Genomic DNA, 16,643 nt, shown 5'->3' on the forward strand with positions numbered 1-16,643 from the left:
TACGGTTCAGTGCTGCTCGTAGCTCGTAGGCCGGATAAGCGTCAGCGCCATCCGGCGATAAGTTCTCTCTCTGCTCGTAGGCCGGATAAGCGTCAGCGCCATCCGGCAATAAGTTCTCACTCTGCTCGTAGGCCGGATAAGCGTTAGCGCCATCCGGCGATAAGTCCTCACTCTGCTCGTAGGCCGGATAAGCGTCAGCGCCATCCGGCGATAAACCTTCACTCTTTTAATCGTCGCCAGAATGTCGTCCGGCTAATACCCAGATATCGCGCCGCCGCGGTTTTATCGCCGTTAAACTGCGCCAGAACCTGCTGCGGCGTAAGCGCTGATGGCGCTTCGGGAATTGTCGCCAGCTCGGGTAAAAACTGCTGTAAAAACTGGCTATCCAGACTGGGCTGCGGCTCGACGCTTAAAAAAAGCGCCAGGCGCTCCATCATATTACGCAACTCGCGAATATTGCCGGGCCAGGCATAGCGCAGAAGAATGGTCTGGCTTTGCGCCAGCCCCTCGCGCACCGATTCGCCAAACGGCGCATCTAATGCCGCCAGGGACTGTTTCAAAAATCCCTCCGCCAGCGGCACGATATCTGACGGGCGCTCCCGAAGGGGCGGAAGCGTCAGGCGCAGAATGCTGAGACGATAAAACAGATCGGTGCGAAATTGCCCCAGCTTTATCGCCTGTTCCAGATTGCAGTGCGTGGCGCTGATGACCCGTACATCCACCGGGACAGGCTGATGCCCGCCAACGCGCGTCACCTCTTTCTCTTCCAGTACGCGCAGCAGACGGGTCTGTAAGGGCAGGGGCATTTCCCCGATCTCATCCAGAAACAGCGTCCCGCCGTGGGCGATTTCAAACAGACCGGCGCGTCCGCCGCGTCGGGAACCGGTAAATGCCCCCTCCTCATAACCGAATAACTCTGCTTCAAGCAGCGATTCGGTAATTGCGCCGCAGTTAATGGCCACAAACGGAGGCGTTTTTTTACCGCTGCGCTGGCCCCGACGGGCAAAAAACTCGCGGTGAATCGCCTGCGCCGCCAGCTCTTTACCGGTGCCGGTCTCACCCTGAATCAACACCGCCGCGCTGGAGCGGGCGTACAGCATGATCGTATGGCGAACCTGCTCCATTTGCGCGGAATGGCCGCGCATATCTCCCAGATCGTAGCGGGTGCGTAGCCCGTTGCCGGAGGCATATTGGCCGCCATGTTGCAGCGTCAGCCGGGTCATATCCAGCGCATCGCTAAACGCCTGACGCACGGTGGCCGCAGAATAGATAAAAATGCCGGTCATCCCGGCTTCTTCCGCCAGATCGGTAATTAGCCCTGCGCCGACTACCGCCTCAATGCCGTTGGCTTTCAGTTCATTAATTTGCCCACGGGCATCCTCTTCGGTGATGTAGCTGCGCTGTTCCAGACGCAAATTAAACGTTTTTTGAAAGGCGATCAGCGCGGGGATCGTCTCCTGGTAGGTGATAACGCCAATGGACGAGGTCAGTTTGCCGGCTTTCGCCAGCGCCTGGAGCACGTCGAATCCGCTGGGTTTAATCAGGATCACCGGTATGGAGAGGCGGCTTTTTAAATAAGCGCCGTTGGAACCCGCCGCGATAATGGCGTCACAGCGCTCGGTCGCCAGTTTTTTACGGATATAGTTCACCGCTTTTTCAAACCCAAGCTGGATGGGGGTGATGGTCGCCAGATGGTCGAACTCCAGGCTGATGTCGCGAAACAACTCGAACAGACGCGTTACCGAGACCGTCCAGATCACCGGCTTGTCATGATTATCGCGAGCGGGAAGGTGCGTGTCAGCCATAGCAGTTGATGTTGTATTGAGGGGCCGAGATTTTGTTTTAGTCGTGTTTCATAAATGTTGCAATGAAACAGCGCGAACCGTTTCATGAAACGTTAGCTGACACGCTTTTGTCCTGATGAAAGGTATGGTTAAGTTTGTGTTTTTTGTTATTTATTTGAATTATAAGAAAAAACAAAATTCTCTCTTTTTCAGCGACCGCTCTGGCATTCCCTTTGCTTTATGTGAATCAACATTAAATAACAAGTTGATAACAAGAGGACGGGATATGTCTCTACACTCTCCGGGCCAGGCGTTTCGCGCTGCGCTCACCAAAGAAAACCCCTTACAGATCGTCGGCGCCATCAATGCCAATCACGCATTGCTGGCCCAGCGCGCAGGCTATCAGGCGATTTACCTTTCCGGCGGCGGCGTGGCGGCGGGATCGCTGGGTCTGCCGGATCTGGGGATCTCCACGCTGGATGATGTGTTGACCGACATCCGCCGTATTACCGACGTCTGCCCGCTGCCGCTGCTGGTGGATGCCGACATCGGCTTTGGTTCCTCCGCCTTTAACGTGGCGCGTACGGTGAAGTCGATGATCAAAGCCGGCGCCGCTGCGCTGCATATCGAAGATCAGATCGGCGCGAAACGCTGCGGCCATCGCCCGAATAAGGCGATCGTGTCTAAAGAGGAGATGGTGGACAGAATTCGTGCGGCGGTGGATGCGCGTACCGATCCTGACTTCGTGATCATGGCGCGTACCGATGCGCTGGCGGTGGAGGGATTAGAGGCGGCGATCGATCGCGCGCGGGCTTATGTGGAGGCGGGGGCCGACATGCTGTTCCCGGAAGCGATTACCGAGCTGTCAATGTATCGCCAGTTCGCCGATGCCGTACCGGTGCCGATCCTGGCGAATATCACGGAGTTTGGCGCGACGCCGCTGTTTACCACTGACGAACTGCGCAGCGCTAACGTGGCGATGGCGCTCTATCCGCTGTCGGCATTTCGCGCCATGAATCGCGCTGCCGAGCGTGTCTATAACGTGCTGCGCCAGGAAGGCACGCAAAAAAACGTTATCGACATCATGCAGACCCGCAACGAGCTGTACGAAAGCATCAATTATTACCAGTACGAAGAGAAGCTGGATGCGCTGAACCTGAAGTAGACCCGTAGGCCGGATAAACGAAGTGCCATCCGGCAATGCCCGATGGCGGCTGCGCCTTATCAGGCCTACGGCGGCGAAACGTACACCCTCAATACCCTACATATAACAATGACGAGGACAACATGAGCGATACGACGATCCTGCAAAACAACACCCATGTCATTAAGCCCAAGAAATCTGTCGCATTATCGGGCGTTCCGGCCGGAAATACCGCGTTGTGTACCGTGGGAAAAAGCGGCAACGACTTACACTATCGCGGGTACGATATTCTCGATCTCGCGGAGCATTGTGAATTTGAAGAAGTTGCGCATCTGTTAATTCACGGCAAATTGCCCAATAGCGATGAACTCCATGCCTATAAAAATAAGCTGAAAGCATTGCGTGGATTACCGGCCAATGTACGCACCGTGCTGGAAGCATTGCCTGCGGCGTCGCACCCGATGGACGTCATGCGCACCGGCGTGTCGGCGCTCGGCTGTACGCTGCCGGAAAAAGAGGGGCATACCGTTTCCGGCGCGCGCGATATCGCCGACAAACTGCTGGCCTCGCTCAGTTCCATCCTGCTTTACTGGTATCACTACAGCCATAACGGCGAACGTATTCAGCCGGAAACTGACGACGACTCCGTCGGTAGCCATTTCCTGCATCTGCTGCACGGCGAGAAGCCGTCGCAAAGCTGGGAAAAGGCGATGCACATCTCGCTGGTGCTGTATGCCGAGCATGAATTCAACGCGTCCACTTTCACCAGCCGGGTGATTGCAGGGACGGGCTCCGATGTCTACTCCGCCATCATCGGCGCGATTGGCGCGCTGCGCGGCCCGAAGCACGGCGGGGCGAATGAGGTATCGCTGGAAATTCAGCAGCGTTACGAAACGCCGGAGGAAGCCGAGGCGGATATCCGCAAACGCATTGAAAATAAAGAGGTGATCATTGGTTTCGGCCATCCGGTCTACACCATTGCCGATCCGCGCCATCAGGTGATCAAACGCGTGGCGAAACAGCTTTCGGAGGCCGGTGGTTCGCTGAAGATGTACAACATCGCCGACCGTCTGGAAAACGTGATGTGGGAATCGAAAAAGATGTTCCCCAACCTCGACTGGTTCTCGGCGGTCTCCTACAACATGATGGGCGTCCCCACCGAAATGTTCACCCCGCTGTTTGTGATCGCCCGCGTCACCGGCTGGGCGGCGCACATCATCGAACAGCGTCAGGACAACAAAATTATCCGACCTTCCGCCAATTATACCGGCCCGGAAGATCGCGAATTTATTCCGCTGGATCAGCGCCAATAATTTTATTTCTCTAACGATAAAACGCAGGAAATGTACCCTATGTCCGCACAAATAATGAACATTCGCCCGGAATTTGACCGTGAAATCGTGGATATCGTCGATTACGTCATGAACTACGACATCACCTCTAAAGTGGCCTGGGACACCGCCCACTACTGCTTGCTCGACACGCTGGGCTGCGGTCTGGAAGCGCTGGAATATCCGGCCTGTAAAAAACTGCTGGGGCCGATCGTTCCGGGCACCGTCGTGCCGAACGGCGTACGCGTACCGGGCACCCAGTTTCAGCTCGATCCGGTGCAGGCGGCGTTTAATATCGGCGCGATGATCCGCTGGCTCGACTTCAACGATACCTGGCTGGCGGCAGAGTGGGGCCACCCCTCTGATAACCTCGGCGGGATTCTGGCAACCGCGGACTGGCTGTCGCGTAATGCGGTTGCCGCAGGCAAAGCGCCGCTGACCATGAAGCAGGTGCTGGCCGGGATGATCAAAGCCCATGAGATTCAGGGCTGCATCGCGCTGGAAAACTCCTTCAACCGCGTCGGCCTGGATCACGTACTGCTGGTCAAAGTGGCTTCGACAGCGGTTGTCGCCGAAATGCTGGGGCTGACGCGTGATGAGATCCTCAACGCGGTGTCGCTGGCGTGGGTGGATGGTCAGTCGCTGCGCACCTATCGCCATGCGCCAAACACCGGTACACGTAAGTCCTGGGCGGCGGGCGATGCCACCTCCCGCGCGGTGCGTCTGGCGCTGATGGCAAAAACCGGCGAGATGGGCTATCCGTCGGCGCTGACGGCGAAAACCTGGGGCTTTTATGACGTCTCTTTCAACGGCGAGCCGTTCCGCTTCCAGCGTCCGTATGGTTCTTACGTCATGGAAAACGTGCTGTTCAAAATCTCCTTCCCGGCGGAGTTCCACTCGCAGACGGCGGTTGAAGCCGCCATGACCCTCTTTGAACAGATGCAGGCGGCGGGCAAAACGGCGGCGGATATTGAGAAAGTGACGATTCGCACCCATGAAGCCTGCATTCGCATCATCGACAAAAAAGGGCCGTTGAATAACCCGGCCGACCGCGACCACTGCATTCAGTACATGGTGGCGATCCCGCTACTGTTCGGGCGCTTAACGGCGGCGGATTATGAGGACGGCGTAGCGCAGGACAAACGCATTGACGCCCTGCGCGAGAAGATAACCTGCTTTGAAGACCCGGCGTTTACCGCCGACTACCACGACCCGGAAAAACGCGCCATCGCCAACGCTATCACCCTTGAATTTACCGATGGTTCACAGTTTGCCGAGGTGGTCGTGGAGTACCCGATTGGCCACGCTCGCCGCCGTACCGACGGCATTCCGAAGCTTATCGATAAATTCAAAATCAACCTGGCGCGTCAGTTCCCGACTCGTCAGCAGCAGCGCATTCTGGATGTCTCCCTGGACAGAACTCGCCTGGAGCAGATGCCGGTCAATGAATACCTCGACTTATTTGTCATCTGAGCCAGCAGGCAGTAAGTTCAACAGGAGAGCTTCATGTCTTTTAGCGAGTTTTATCAGCGTTCCATTACGCAGCCGGCGTCGTTCTGGGCCGAGCAGGCCCGACGTATCGACTGGCAGCAGCCGTTTACCCAAACGCTGGATTACAGCGATCCGCCGTTTGCCCGCTGGTTTTGCGGCGGAACCACTAATTTGTGCCATAACGCTATCGACCGCTGGCTGGACAAGCAGCCGGATGCGCTGGCGCTGATTGCCGTCTCCTCTGAAACGGAAGAGGAGCGCACGTTTACCTTCAGCCAGTTGTATGACGAAGTGAACGTGGTGGCGTCGATGCTGTTGTCGCTGGGCGTGCAGCGCGGCGACCGGGTGCTGGTTTATATGCCGATGATTGCCGAGGCGCACATTACGCTGCTGGCCTGCGCGCGGATTGGCGCGATTCATTCGGTGGTGTTCGGCGGTTTTGCCTCGCACAGCGTAGCGGCGCGAATCGACGACGCTAAGCCGGTGCTGATTGTCTCGGCAGACGCCGGGGCGCGCGGCGGTAAGATTCTGCCGTATAAAAAGCTGCTGGATGATGCCATCGCGCAGGCGCAGCATCAGCCGCGCCACGTTTTGCTGGTGGATCGCGGGCTGGCGAAAATGGCGCGAGTACCGGCGCGCGATCTCGATTTTGCGTCGCTGCGTCAACAGCATCTCGGGGCGCGGGTGCCGGTGGCCTGGCTGGAATCCAATGAGATCTCCTGCATTCTCTATACCTCCGGCACGACCGGAAAACCGAAAGGCGTACAGCGCGACGTCGGCGGCTATGCGGTGGCGCTGGCAACCTCGATGGACACTATCTTCGGCGGCAAAGCGGGCGGCGTGTTCTTTTGCGCGTCGGATATCGGCTGGGTTGTGGGGCACTCCTATATTGTCTACGCGCCGTTGCTGGCAGGCATGGCAACCATCGTTTATGAAGGATTGCCGACGTACCCGGACTGCGGCGTCTGGTGGAAGATCGTAGAGAAATACCGCGTCAGTCGGATGTTCTCTGCGCCAACCGCCATCCGCGTGTTGAAAAAGTTCCCGACGGCGCAGATCCGCAATCACGATCTCTCCTCGCTGGAGGTGCTCTATCTGGCCGGAGAGCCGCTGGATGAGCCGACGGCCGCCTGGGTGACGGAGACGCTGGATGTGCCGGTTATCGACAACTACTGGCAGACCGAGTCCGGCTGGCCGATTATGGCGATCGCCCGCGCGCTGGACGACCGGCCTTCACGGCTGGGCAGCCCTGGCGTACCGATGTACGGCTATAACGTGCAGTTGCTCAACGAGGTCACTGGCGAACCTTGCGAGGTGAACGAGAAGGGGATGCTGGTCATCGAGGGGCCGCTGCCGCCTGGCTGCGTTCAGACTATCTGGGGGGACGATGCGCGTTTTGTGAATACCTACTGGTCGCTGTTCTCACGTCAGGTGTACGCCACTTTCGACTGGGGGATTCGCGACGCGGACGGCTATTATTTCATCCTCGGGCGCACTGATGATGTGATCAACGTCGCCGGACACCGTCTGGGCACGCGCGAGATCGAGGAAAGCATTTCCAGTTACCCGAACGTGGCTGAAGTGGCGGTGGTGGGGGTGAAAGATGCGCTGAAGGGGCAGGTGGCGGTAGCGTTTGTGATCCCGAAACAGAGCGACACGCTGGAGGACAGGGACGTGGCGCAAACGGAAGAGAAGGCGATTATGTCGCTGGTGGACAGTCAGATCGGTAATTTTGGCCGCCCGGCGCACGTCTGGTTTGTTTCACAGTTGCCGAAAACACGTTCTGGCAAAATGCTGCGTCGTACGATCCAGGCGATTTGCGAAGGCCGCGATCCGGGCGATTTGTCCACGCTTGACGATCCCGCTTCGTTGCAACAAATCCGTCAGGTGATTGAGGAGTAACCGAGGTACCCGATGGCGTTATCGCTTATCGGGCCAGGAAGAAAATGTATCGCAGGCCGGATACGGTGCTTGCACCGCCATCCGGCAATTTCCCTTTTACCGCCAGCTTATCTGGTAGTGGTAGCGCCCGGCGCTGAGCTGATATTCCGCTGAAACGGAGGGGCTCCAGGAGTCATCGCCGCCTACGCCCATATGGAAACCGTCAATATTGAGCCAGGTGCCCGCTTCCGGCTGGAGCAGATGGCGGTGGCTGGTTTCCATCAGCTGTTTCTGGCCGTAGCGACCGATGTTGAACTGAAAATCGCCGCGCCACTGATGCGCGCCATAGCGCAATTCACGCGTTCCGCAGCGCAGGCCGTTTTCGCTCGGGAAAACATACGGGGTGTACATCTCTTCCAGCGGCAGATCCCAGCGATCAAAGCAGGCGGCAGAGAGACGATCCGGGTAGTTCTCGTGCGGGCCTAACCCCAGCCAGTTGACCCGCTCCGCCACCTGCGCAAGCTGGCAGCTCAAGCCGATGCGCGCCGGATGCGGTGTCCCGCTGGCGACATCAACATCTACCGTTATCTGCATTTCACCGTTGCCGTCGATACGGTAGGTTTTCCGGCTGATGAACAGCGTCTCGCCCTGATACTGCCAGGCGTGGGCGGTGGTAATCAGTACCGCGCTGGCAAGCGTATCGGCATCGCATTGCAGTAATACCGCTTTAGCCTGGTAATGGCCGGCGGCCTTCCAGCGTTCAACCCAGGCGTTAGGGTCGATGCGGGTTGCCTCGCTCACGCCGATGTCGTTGTCCAGCGGCGCGCGGGTGAACTGATCGACAAGCGGAGTCAGCAACTGTGCCTCTTCGCCAATCCAGAATTGCGTCAATACGCCCTGCTGGCGGCTGAACTCCCAGCGTTTCTCGCCTGCGACAATACGGAATGCCGTCCCGCTGCTGGTGAGCTGTGGCGCGTTGCCAGCGTGCTGCGGCCACTGCGTAGCGAGTTTTTCGCCGAGCTTCCACTGTTGCCAGGCGCTGATATGTCCGGCTTGCGACCACGCGGTTGCCTGCGGTTGTTCAACGCGTACCGTCAGCCACAGCTGGCCTGCGGTTTCCGCTTCCGGGAGCGCTGGCAGCGCGATGATCTGGCGTCCCTGCGGCGGGATATCCAGCGTCACAACGCCTGCGGTCAGCGGGTTGCCATCCAGCGCCAGTGACCAGTGGAGCACCTCGTTATCGCTATGGCGGAACAGGTATTCGCTGGTCACTTCAATCTGGCATTCGGCTCCCGGCAGCAGCGTAAACTGGAAAAACTGCTGCGCGTGTTTGGCTTCATACAGTGACGGATGCGGCGTACGGTCGGCGAACACCAGGCCGTTCATACAGAACTGACGGTCGTTAGGCGCGTCGCCAAAGTCGCCGCCGTAGGCTGACCACGGCCGACCGTCGTCGTCGTATTTGATAAGCGACTGATCCACCCAATCCCAGACAAAACCGCCTTGCAGGCGTGGATACTGGCGAAACGCCTGCCAGTATTTCGCGTAACCGCCGAGGCTGTTGCCCATCGCGTGGGCGTATTCACACAGGATCAGCGGGCGCTGCTCGCCCGGCATCGACAGCCATTTTTTGATCGACCATTTCGGTACGGCGGGGAAGGGCTGATCCTGATCGACGCGGGCGTACATCGGGCAAATGATGTCGGTTGCCGCCGTATTCGCGCCGCCGCCTTCATACTGCACGGGACGGGAGGGATCTTCCGACTTAATCCAGCGGTACAGCGCGTCGTGGTTGGCGCCGTGCCCGGACTCGTTGCCCAGTGACCAGATAATAATGCTCGGATGGTTGCGGTCGCGCTGTACCATCCGCGTCACGCGCTGGCTCATGGCGGGCAGCCAGACCGGATCGTCGCTCAGGCGATTCATCGGCACCATGCCGTGGGTTTCGATATTGGCCTCATCCACCACGTACAGGCCGTAGCGATCGCACAGGGTGTACCACAGCGGGTGATTCGGATAATGGGAGCAGCGCACGGCGTTAAAATTGTTCTGCTTCATCAGCAGAATGTCTTTAATCATGGTCTCTTTATCCATCACCTGGCCGTTTTCCGGGTGATGTTCATGGCGGTTGGCGCCGCGGATCAGCAGCGGCTTACCGTTTAACAGCAGCAGACCGTTTTCAATGCTGACCTGACGGAAACCGACGTCGCAGGCTTCGGCTTCAATCAGCGTGCCATCGGCGGCGTGTAGCTGTACAACGGCACGATACAGATGCGGGGTCTCCGCGCTCCACAGCGCCGGGTGTTCGACATTCAGACGAAGGGTTGTGCGATCAGGGTAAGCGCCGCGCTCATCAATGATCCCGCTGCCGAGCGGGGCGGTTTTTTCTCCGACGAATGTTTCGCTATCCCACAGTTGCACCGTCACGCGTAAATCATCGCGTCGTTCCCCCGTTGTTCTGACCTCCGCTTCCAGCACTGCGCGGCTGAAATCATCGTTGAAGCGGGTGTTGATGCGCAGGTCACGGATTTGCGTTGCCGGTTTATGCAGCAGCGAGACGTCGCGAAAGATGCCGCTCATCCGCCACATATCCTGATCTTCCAGATAGCTGCCGTCACTCCAGCGCAGCACCATTACCGCGAGGCGGTTTTCACCCTTAAGCAAAAAATGCGTGAGATCGAATTCAGACGGCAGACGGCTGTCCTGACCGTATCCGACCCAGCGACCGTTGCACCACAAATGGAAGGCGGAGTTCACGCCATCAAAAATGATCCGCGTCTGGCCTGCCTGTAGCCAGTCTGCGTCAATACTGAATGTGAGCGAGTAACATCCGGTTGGGTTATCTGCCGGAACGAACGGCGGGTTAACCGGAATGGGATAGGTGACGTTGGTATAAATGGGGGCGTCGTAACCGTCCATTTGCCAGTTAGATGGCACGCGCACGCTATTCGCCTGTTGCAGATCGCTTGTCCGCCAGCTCTCTGGTACTGCTTCAGGCGCTGAAAACCAGGCAAACGTCCATTCACCGTTCAGGCTGCGCTTTTGTGCGGAGTCACGGTTCGCGCGGGCGTCATCGGCATTACGCCAGCTGCAAAAAGGAGGGTGCGCCTCCAGGCGATTAAGTTGCGTTACGCCAGGGTTTTCCCAGTCGCGACGTTTCAGAACGACGGCGAGTGAATCTGCATTCTGGGGCATAGCGGTATCCTGATTGGGTTTGTTATTCGCTCACAATTTCAGTCAAAATACGAAGAAGGGATTCCTGCTGTAAAGGACAGGAGGTTCAATGAGTGAACTGACTCACACAATTGTTATGCGTTCACATTTTCGGCGCTAACAGCGAAACCTGCCGAGCCAGTTGGAGCAGGGAGTCGGCCAACGCCTGCGGAGAAGTGACCTGAGCATTGGGGGGCTGCACGGTTTTACGCTGAACCAATGAAACGGGGAGTCGCTGGTTATCGGTGGCGGGTTCGCCACGGGAGAGTTGCAGCAGTTTGTCGACGCTGGTTGCGCCAAGCAGGGGGAAATTCTGTCTGATGGTGGTCAGCGGTGGGATGTAGCAGGCGCTGTCTTCGGTGTCATCGTAGCCTATCACCGAGATATCCTGCGGGATGCGCAGGCCAAACTCGGCGATCGCCCGCATGGCGCCCAGCGCCATCTGATCGTTAGCCACCAGTATTGCGGTGGGCATCGTTCCGTCATTGAGCATCTGCATGGTTTGCTGGAAGCCGGACATCGCGCTCCAGTCGCCTTCCGTTTCTGCCACCGGTCGCAGCTGATAGTGGGTCAGATATTTATGCCAGCCCGCCAGTCTTAGCCGTGCAGAGACGGACGAGCGCGGCCCTGTCAACAGCGCGATGCGCTGGTGCCCGTGTTCTACCAGATGCTCAACGCCCAGACGCGCGCCGTCGTCATGGGAAAAAATAATGCTGTTAACGGGGAACCGATCGGACACGTCGAGAAACAGTACCGGCACGTTGCCGCAGGCGGCGGCAACGGCAATGGCATCGTTCTCATCAAGCGGGTAGTTGATGATCAACCCGCTTACCCGCTTACCCGCTGCGCCAGCAGGTTATGTACCGCCGCTTTGCAGGCGTCTACTCCGTTGCGCTCCACCATCGCGATCACCACGCTGGCGCCTGACCTGTCGGCGCGGGATTTAATCGCCGCGACAATTTGCGACGGCGCGTGCAGCGCGAGGTTAGCGGTGGCGACACCGATGAGCGGGGTTTGTTTACCCGCCAGCTGCTGCGCGACGCGATTGGGAATGTAATTCAGCTCCGCCATCGCGGCTTCGACTTTTTCACGGGTTTTGGCGGAAACGTGGCTGGCCTGATTCACCACGCGAGAGACGGTCTGATAAGAGACGCCTGCACGGTCTGCAACATCATAGAGCGTTACCGGTTTCACATTCATCACCCTGAATTTGTTGTTATCTGCGCGTTATGATGCCACACCCTGAAGGTTTTTCGCCATTCTGCCGGTCTGACGTCAGTTTGTTGGCTGATATCGACCCCGGTTCCTGACGTTGTCCTCATTCCGTCGTATGAGTGGGGACGGTATGTTCCCACTTCTGTCTGAGCGCCGGTGCGCCGCCTTGTTGCCAGAGTTGTAAGAGATTCTGGCAGCGGAGGCATTATGAGCTGGCGACCCTTTCTTTATCTCATTGTTACTCCTCACCCGGTGCTGAGCGCCCGGCGCGCGCGTTTGCGGCTGGTACAAGGCTGACGGGTCTTTAATAATTGCGTAGCGCTCCCGATTACCGCCCGGCGCGCTGTGTTATGGTGCTTGTTTCATTGCCGATTTCATAAGCAGAAACAGGAGCCAGACTATGTCGCAACATAATCCGTTGAGCGCCATCCTCGATAAACAGGATTTCCTGTTGCTGGACGGGGCGATGGCGACGGAACTGGAAGCGCGCGGCTGTGATTTAGCCGATAGCCTGTGGTCAGCGAAGGTGCTGGTAGAAAACCCGGCGCTGATCCGCGAAGTCCACCTTGATTACTACCGGGCGGGGGCGCAATGCGCGATTACCGCCAGCTACCAGGCAACGCTCGCAGGACTTGCCGCGCGTGGGTTTGATGAAGCGCAGTCGAAAGCGCTGATCGGCAAGAGCGTGGAACTGGCGCGCAAAGCGCGGGAAGCGTATCTGGCTGAGAACCCGCAGGCGGGCACGCTGCTGGTGGCGGGTTCCGTCGGGCCATATGGCGCGTATCTGGCCGACGGTGCGGAATATCGCGGGGATTACGTATGTACTCCCGAAGCGTTCCAGGCTTTTCATCGCCCGCGTGTGGAAGCGCTGCTGGATGCGGGCGTTGACCTGCTGGCCTGCGAAACGCTGCCGAATTTTATTGAGATTAAAGCGCTGGCTGAGTTGTTAACCGAATATCCACGGGCGCGGGCATGGTTTTCGTTTACGCTGCGCGACAGTGAGCATCTGAGCGACGGTACGCCGCTGCGTGACGTGGCGGCGTTCCTCAACGCCTGCCCGCAGGTTGTGGCGACTGGCGTAAACTGTATCGCGCTGGAAAACGTCACCGCCGCATTGCAGCATTTGCACGGGCTGACCGCGCTGCCGCTGGTGGTTTATCCCAATTCGGGCGAGCGGTACGATGCGGTAAGCAAAACCTGGCATCATCACGGCGAAGCGTGCGCCACGCTGGCGGAGTATTTACCGCAGTGGCTGGCGGCGGGTGCGAAGCTGATTGGCGGCTGTTGCCGGACGACGCCGAAGGATATTGCTGAATTGAACGCGCAACGTTGAGTGTGTGGGCTGATGCCTTACCCGGCCTACAACGTGCACGAACCGTAGGCCGGGTAAGCGTAGCGCCACCCGGCATCAATTACACTGCGTCTGCTAAAACAAACATCCCGTACGGGTGGATTTCGAGGTAATAATTTTCCCCCACGTCCGGCTGCAATCGGGTGGCGTTAACCTGCAATAAAATCTCCTGTCCGTGCCACGCCACCGTCACCTCATACTGCGGCCCCATATAGGCGACATGCTGAATCACACAGCGCTGGCTCTCTTCGCCGCGATCGCTCAAGGTAATCGCTTCCGGGCGCACGCCAACGGTGCCGGAACCCTGGGCGGCAAAGTGCGCCGGGCGCGGCAGCCGATAGCCGTAGATATCCACATACTCCTGACTGAACGTCGCCGGGAACAGGTTGGCATCGCCCATAAAGCTCGCCATAAAGCGTGACGCAGGTTGACGGTAGAGATCCTGCGGCGAACCGATCTGCATAATATGCCCCTTGTTCATCACCAGCACGGTATCGGAAACCGCAAAGGCTTCGCTCTGATCGTGGGTAACGTACAGCGAGGTGATATCAAACTGCTTTTGCAGTTCGCGGATCTTGTCGCGCATGCTGCGGCGCAGGTTGGCGTCGAGGTTACTTAACGGCTCATCAAACAGCAGCACCTTCGGCTTGAGGATCAGCGCGCGCGCCAGCGCCACGCGCTGCTGCTGACCGCCGGAGATCTGATCAACATAGCGGTCTTCGAATCCTTCCAGATCCACCATCGCCAGCGCCTCTTGCACACGGGCTTTCACTTCGCTGCGCGATACGCCAAGCATCTTCAGACCGTAGCCGACGTTTTCCCCCAGCGACATGTGCGGGAACAGGGCATAAGACTGAAAGACCATACAGATATCACGCTGCTGAATAGAGCGATGGGTGACGTCTTCGCCATCAATGAAAATCTGTCCTTCGCTCGGTTTTTCCAGCCCGGCCACCAGACGCAAAATGGTCGTTTTGCCGCAGCCGGAAGGGCCGAGCAGCGTCACCATTTGCCCCTGCGGGATGGTGAGATTGATATTATCGATAACCGTGTTGCTGCCGAATCGTTTGGTGACGTTGCGCAGTTCAACAAAATTTTTCTGACTCATAGTGCGCTCCATTACGCCTGGTTTTTGGCTTTTGAACGGGAGATACGCGCTTCCCCGATCAGCCAGTCAAAGATGAAAATAATCGCCAGCATCACCACGATCAGAATCGAGCCGTAGGCGATCGCCACGCCGTATTCGCCGTCTTCCACGCGGTTGAGGATGTAGGCCGTCGCCACGCGGGTGTCTGGCGTGACGAGGAATACAATGGCGCTGACGGTGGTAATGGCGCGCACAAAGCTGTAGATCAGCGCCGAGAGGATCGCCGGGCGCAGCAGCGGCAGCAGGATGTGCGTAATGGTGCGTAAGCTCCCGGCGCGCAGGCTGAGCGACGCTTCATCCAGCGATTTATCGATCTGGCCTAATCCGGCGATCCCGGCGCGAATCCCAACCGGCACGTTACGCATCACCATCGAAATAATCACAATCGCCGCCGTTCCGGTGAGGTACACCGGGGCGCTGTTAAAGGCGAGGATGTACGACACGCCCGCCACGGTGCCCGGTACGGCGAAGCACAGCATGGTGGTGAACTCGATAGTCTTTTTGCCTTTGAACTGCTGGCGTACCACAATCCAGGCGATCAGCAGACCGAAGATGGCGGTGATCGGCGCGGCAATTCCGGCGTAGAGCAACGTATCAAGCAGGGAAGGCCACGCGCCGTCGCTCATTCCCTGGCCGAACAGCTTGATAAAGTTCGCCAGCGTCAGGGTGTAATCCACGCCCCAGTTGACGGTGAAGCTACCGTAGAAAATGCTGCCGTAGAGCAGGGCGTTGAAGGCTATCCACACGGCCAGAATGGCGATGACGCTCCACACCAGGGTGACAGGCAGCGGCTGGACGTCGCCACGGTACGATTTCCCGGAGACCGTGACGTAAGAGCGCTTACCGATCCACATATACTGCACACAGAACACCAGCAGCGAGAACAGCAGCAGGAACGCGCCCAGCGTACTGGCGGCCTGATAATCAAGCTGCGAACCGGTGATATAGAAATAGATCTGCGTCGCCAGCACGTCGAAGTTACCGCCGAGCACTAACGGGTTACTGAAGTCGGCCAGCGACTGCACCACCACAATTAAAAAGGCGTTCGCCAGCGCCGGTTTCAGCAGCGGGACAAACACACCGTTAAAGGTCTGCCAGCGGCTGGCGCGCAGGGTGTACGAGGCTTCCTCCAGCGATGGATGGATAGTTTTGATCGCCCCGTCGAGGATCATAAACGCCATCGGGGTGAATGCCAGCACCTGCGCCAGCCAGATGCCGGTAAACCCGTACAGCCAGTTGGTGTTGGTTAAGCCAAACCACTCGACCATAAATTCGGTGACGTAGCCGGAGCGTCCCATCATCAGCGTAACGCCTAAACCCACTACGAACGGCGGCGTGACGATTGGCAAAATCGAGAAGATGCGGCCAATAATGGCGCTGCGTTTGGCAATGCGGGTGGTGTAAATCGCCAGTACCAGGCCGAAGAAGGTACAGCCCACGCCCACTGCAATCGACAGGGCGATGGAGTTGAGGATCACCTGGATGATATGCGCCTGCGACAGCACCGTCATAAACGCCAGCGGCGCGAATTCCCCGGCGTCGTTGGTGAACATCGGGATGAAAATCGCGATACTCGGCCAGACGATAAAGATGCCGATCAGCGCCATAATGGCGGTAAGTGAGCCGATCACGAAGCGGTCGCCGCCCAGCCATTCCAGACGGGTCAACGCCAGCGTCATGATCGCGCCCAGCGCGACGAACAGCACGATAGTGGCGTAGCCTAAACCACGGCCTTCAACGGTGGCGCTGACGACGATAAAGGCCATACACAACAGCGCCCAGCCCGCATCAAGGTAATGGCGGCTGCGCTGTTCGCGCCTGGCTTCATGGAACGGGCGAATCAGCAGCAGGCTTGGCAGCAGATACCACAGCCAACTGATATTGCGCTGTGACCAGCCGTAGGACTCAAGGATTTCATCGCCCGTGGACTCCAGCAGGCCGTAATCCAGGCTCCAGCTCGGCAGCAGGGCAAACGCCAGCCAGCCCAGCAGAACCCAAAAGAATATCGCATCCCGTTTTTTCACGGGATGGTGTGCAAGTGTGTGTGACATAGCGGTTCCGGTATTGTGGGCCGGGTACGGCGTTA

Annotated in this window: 9 protein-coding genes and 1 pseudogene; 5 read left to right on the forward strand and 5 right to left on the reverse strand. The window is 58.2% G+C overall.

Translation table 11 applies throughout. The features are described from left to right. Positions 1-218: 218 nt before the first annotated feature. Positions 219-1,805, reverse strand: coding sequence for a propionate catabolism operon regulatory protein PrpR (gene prpR / locus OGV50_RS05865; protein WP_286488383.1), 1,587 nt, complete (start codon positions 1,803-1,805; stop codon positions 219-221). A gap of 265 nt (positions 1,806-2,070) precedes the next feature. On the opposite strand from prpR, the gene prpB reads away from it, so the two are divergent. From prpB to prpE, 4 genes are all read left to right on the forward strand, one after another. Next, on the forward strand, positions 2,071-2,949 hold the full coding sequence (gene prpB / locus OGV50_RS05870; RefSeq protein WP_024130618.1) for a methylisocitrate lyase: 879 nt from the start codon (positions 2,071-2,073) through the stop codon (positions 2,947-2,949). Between the two features lie 122 nt (positions 2,950-3,071). Then, positions 3,072-4,241 (forward strand): bifunctional 2-methylcitrate synthase/citrate synthase, encoded by a 1,170-nt coding sequence (gene prpC, locus OGV50_RS05875; RefSeq protein WP_047458582.1) that lies wholly within the window; start codon positions 3,072-3,074, stop codon positions 4,239-4,241. 39 nt (positions 4,242-4,280) lie between these two features. Continuing rightward, positions 4,281-5,732, forward strand: coding sequence for a bifunctional 2-methylcitrate dehydratase/aconitate hydratase (locus OGV50_RS05880; protein ID WP_047458578.1), 1,452 nt, complete (start codon positions 4,281-4,283; stop codon positions 5,730-5,732). Positions 5,733-5,765: 33 nt separating this feature from the next. Then, positions 5,766-7,652, forward strand: a complete 1,887-nt coding sequence (prpE, locus tag OGV50_RS05885) for a propionate--CoA ligase (RefSeq protein ID WP_071259948.1) — start codon at positions 5,766-5,768, stop codon at positions 7,650-7,652. Between the two features lie 96 nt (positions 7,653-7,748). Here the strand turns inward: prpE and OGV50_RS05890 are convergent, their stop codons facing one another. Beyond that, a complete protein-coding gene (locus OGV50_RS05890) occupies positions 7,749-10,826 on the reverse strand; it encodes a beta-galactosidase (RefSeq protein ID WP_286488384.1) in 3,078 nt (1,025 codons plus the stop codon). A gap of 121 nt (positions 10,827-10,947) precedes the next feature. Continuing rightward, positions 10,948-12,047: pseudogene (locus OGV50_RS05895) on the reverse strand (LacI family DNA-binding transcriptional regulator). Between the two features lie 412 nt (positions 12,048-12,459). On the opposite strand from OGV50_RS05895, the gene mmuM reads away from it, so the two are divergent. Continuing rightward, complete coding sequence (gene mmuM / locus OGV50_RS05900; RefSeq protein ID WP_104869020.1) at positions 12,460-13,392, forward strand: homocysteine S-methyltransferase; 933 nt, start codon at positions 12,460-12,462, stop codon at positions 13,390-13,392. 79 nt (positions 13,393-13,471) lie between these two features. Here the strand turns inward: mmuM and fbpC are convergent, their stop codons facing one another. Continuing rightward, a complete protein-coding gene (fbpC, locus tag OGV50_RS05905) occupies positions 13,472-14,518 on the reverse strand; it encodes a ferric ABC transporter ATP-binding protein (RefSeq protein WP_024130614.1) in 1,047 nt (348 codons plus the stop codon). 11 nt (positions 14,519-14,529) lie between these two features. Then, the gene (locus OGV50_RS05910; RefSeq protein ID WP_286488385.1) at positions 14,530-16,608 is read right to left on the reverse strand and encodes an ABC transporter permease; all 2,079 of its coding nucleotides are present in this window, start codon (positions 16,606-16,608) and stop codon (positions 14,530-14,532) included. Between the last annotated feature and the right edge of the window lie 35 nt (positions 16,609-16,643).

The organism is Citrobacter sp. CK180 (genome assembly GCF_030333655.1).
GTDB classification, from domain to species: Bacteria; Pseudomonadota; Gammaproteobacteria; order Enterobacterales; family Enterobacteriaceae; genus Citrobacter_B; species Citrobacter_B koseri.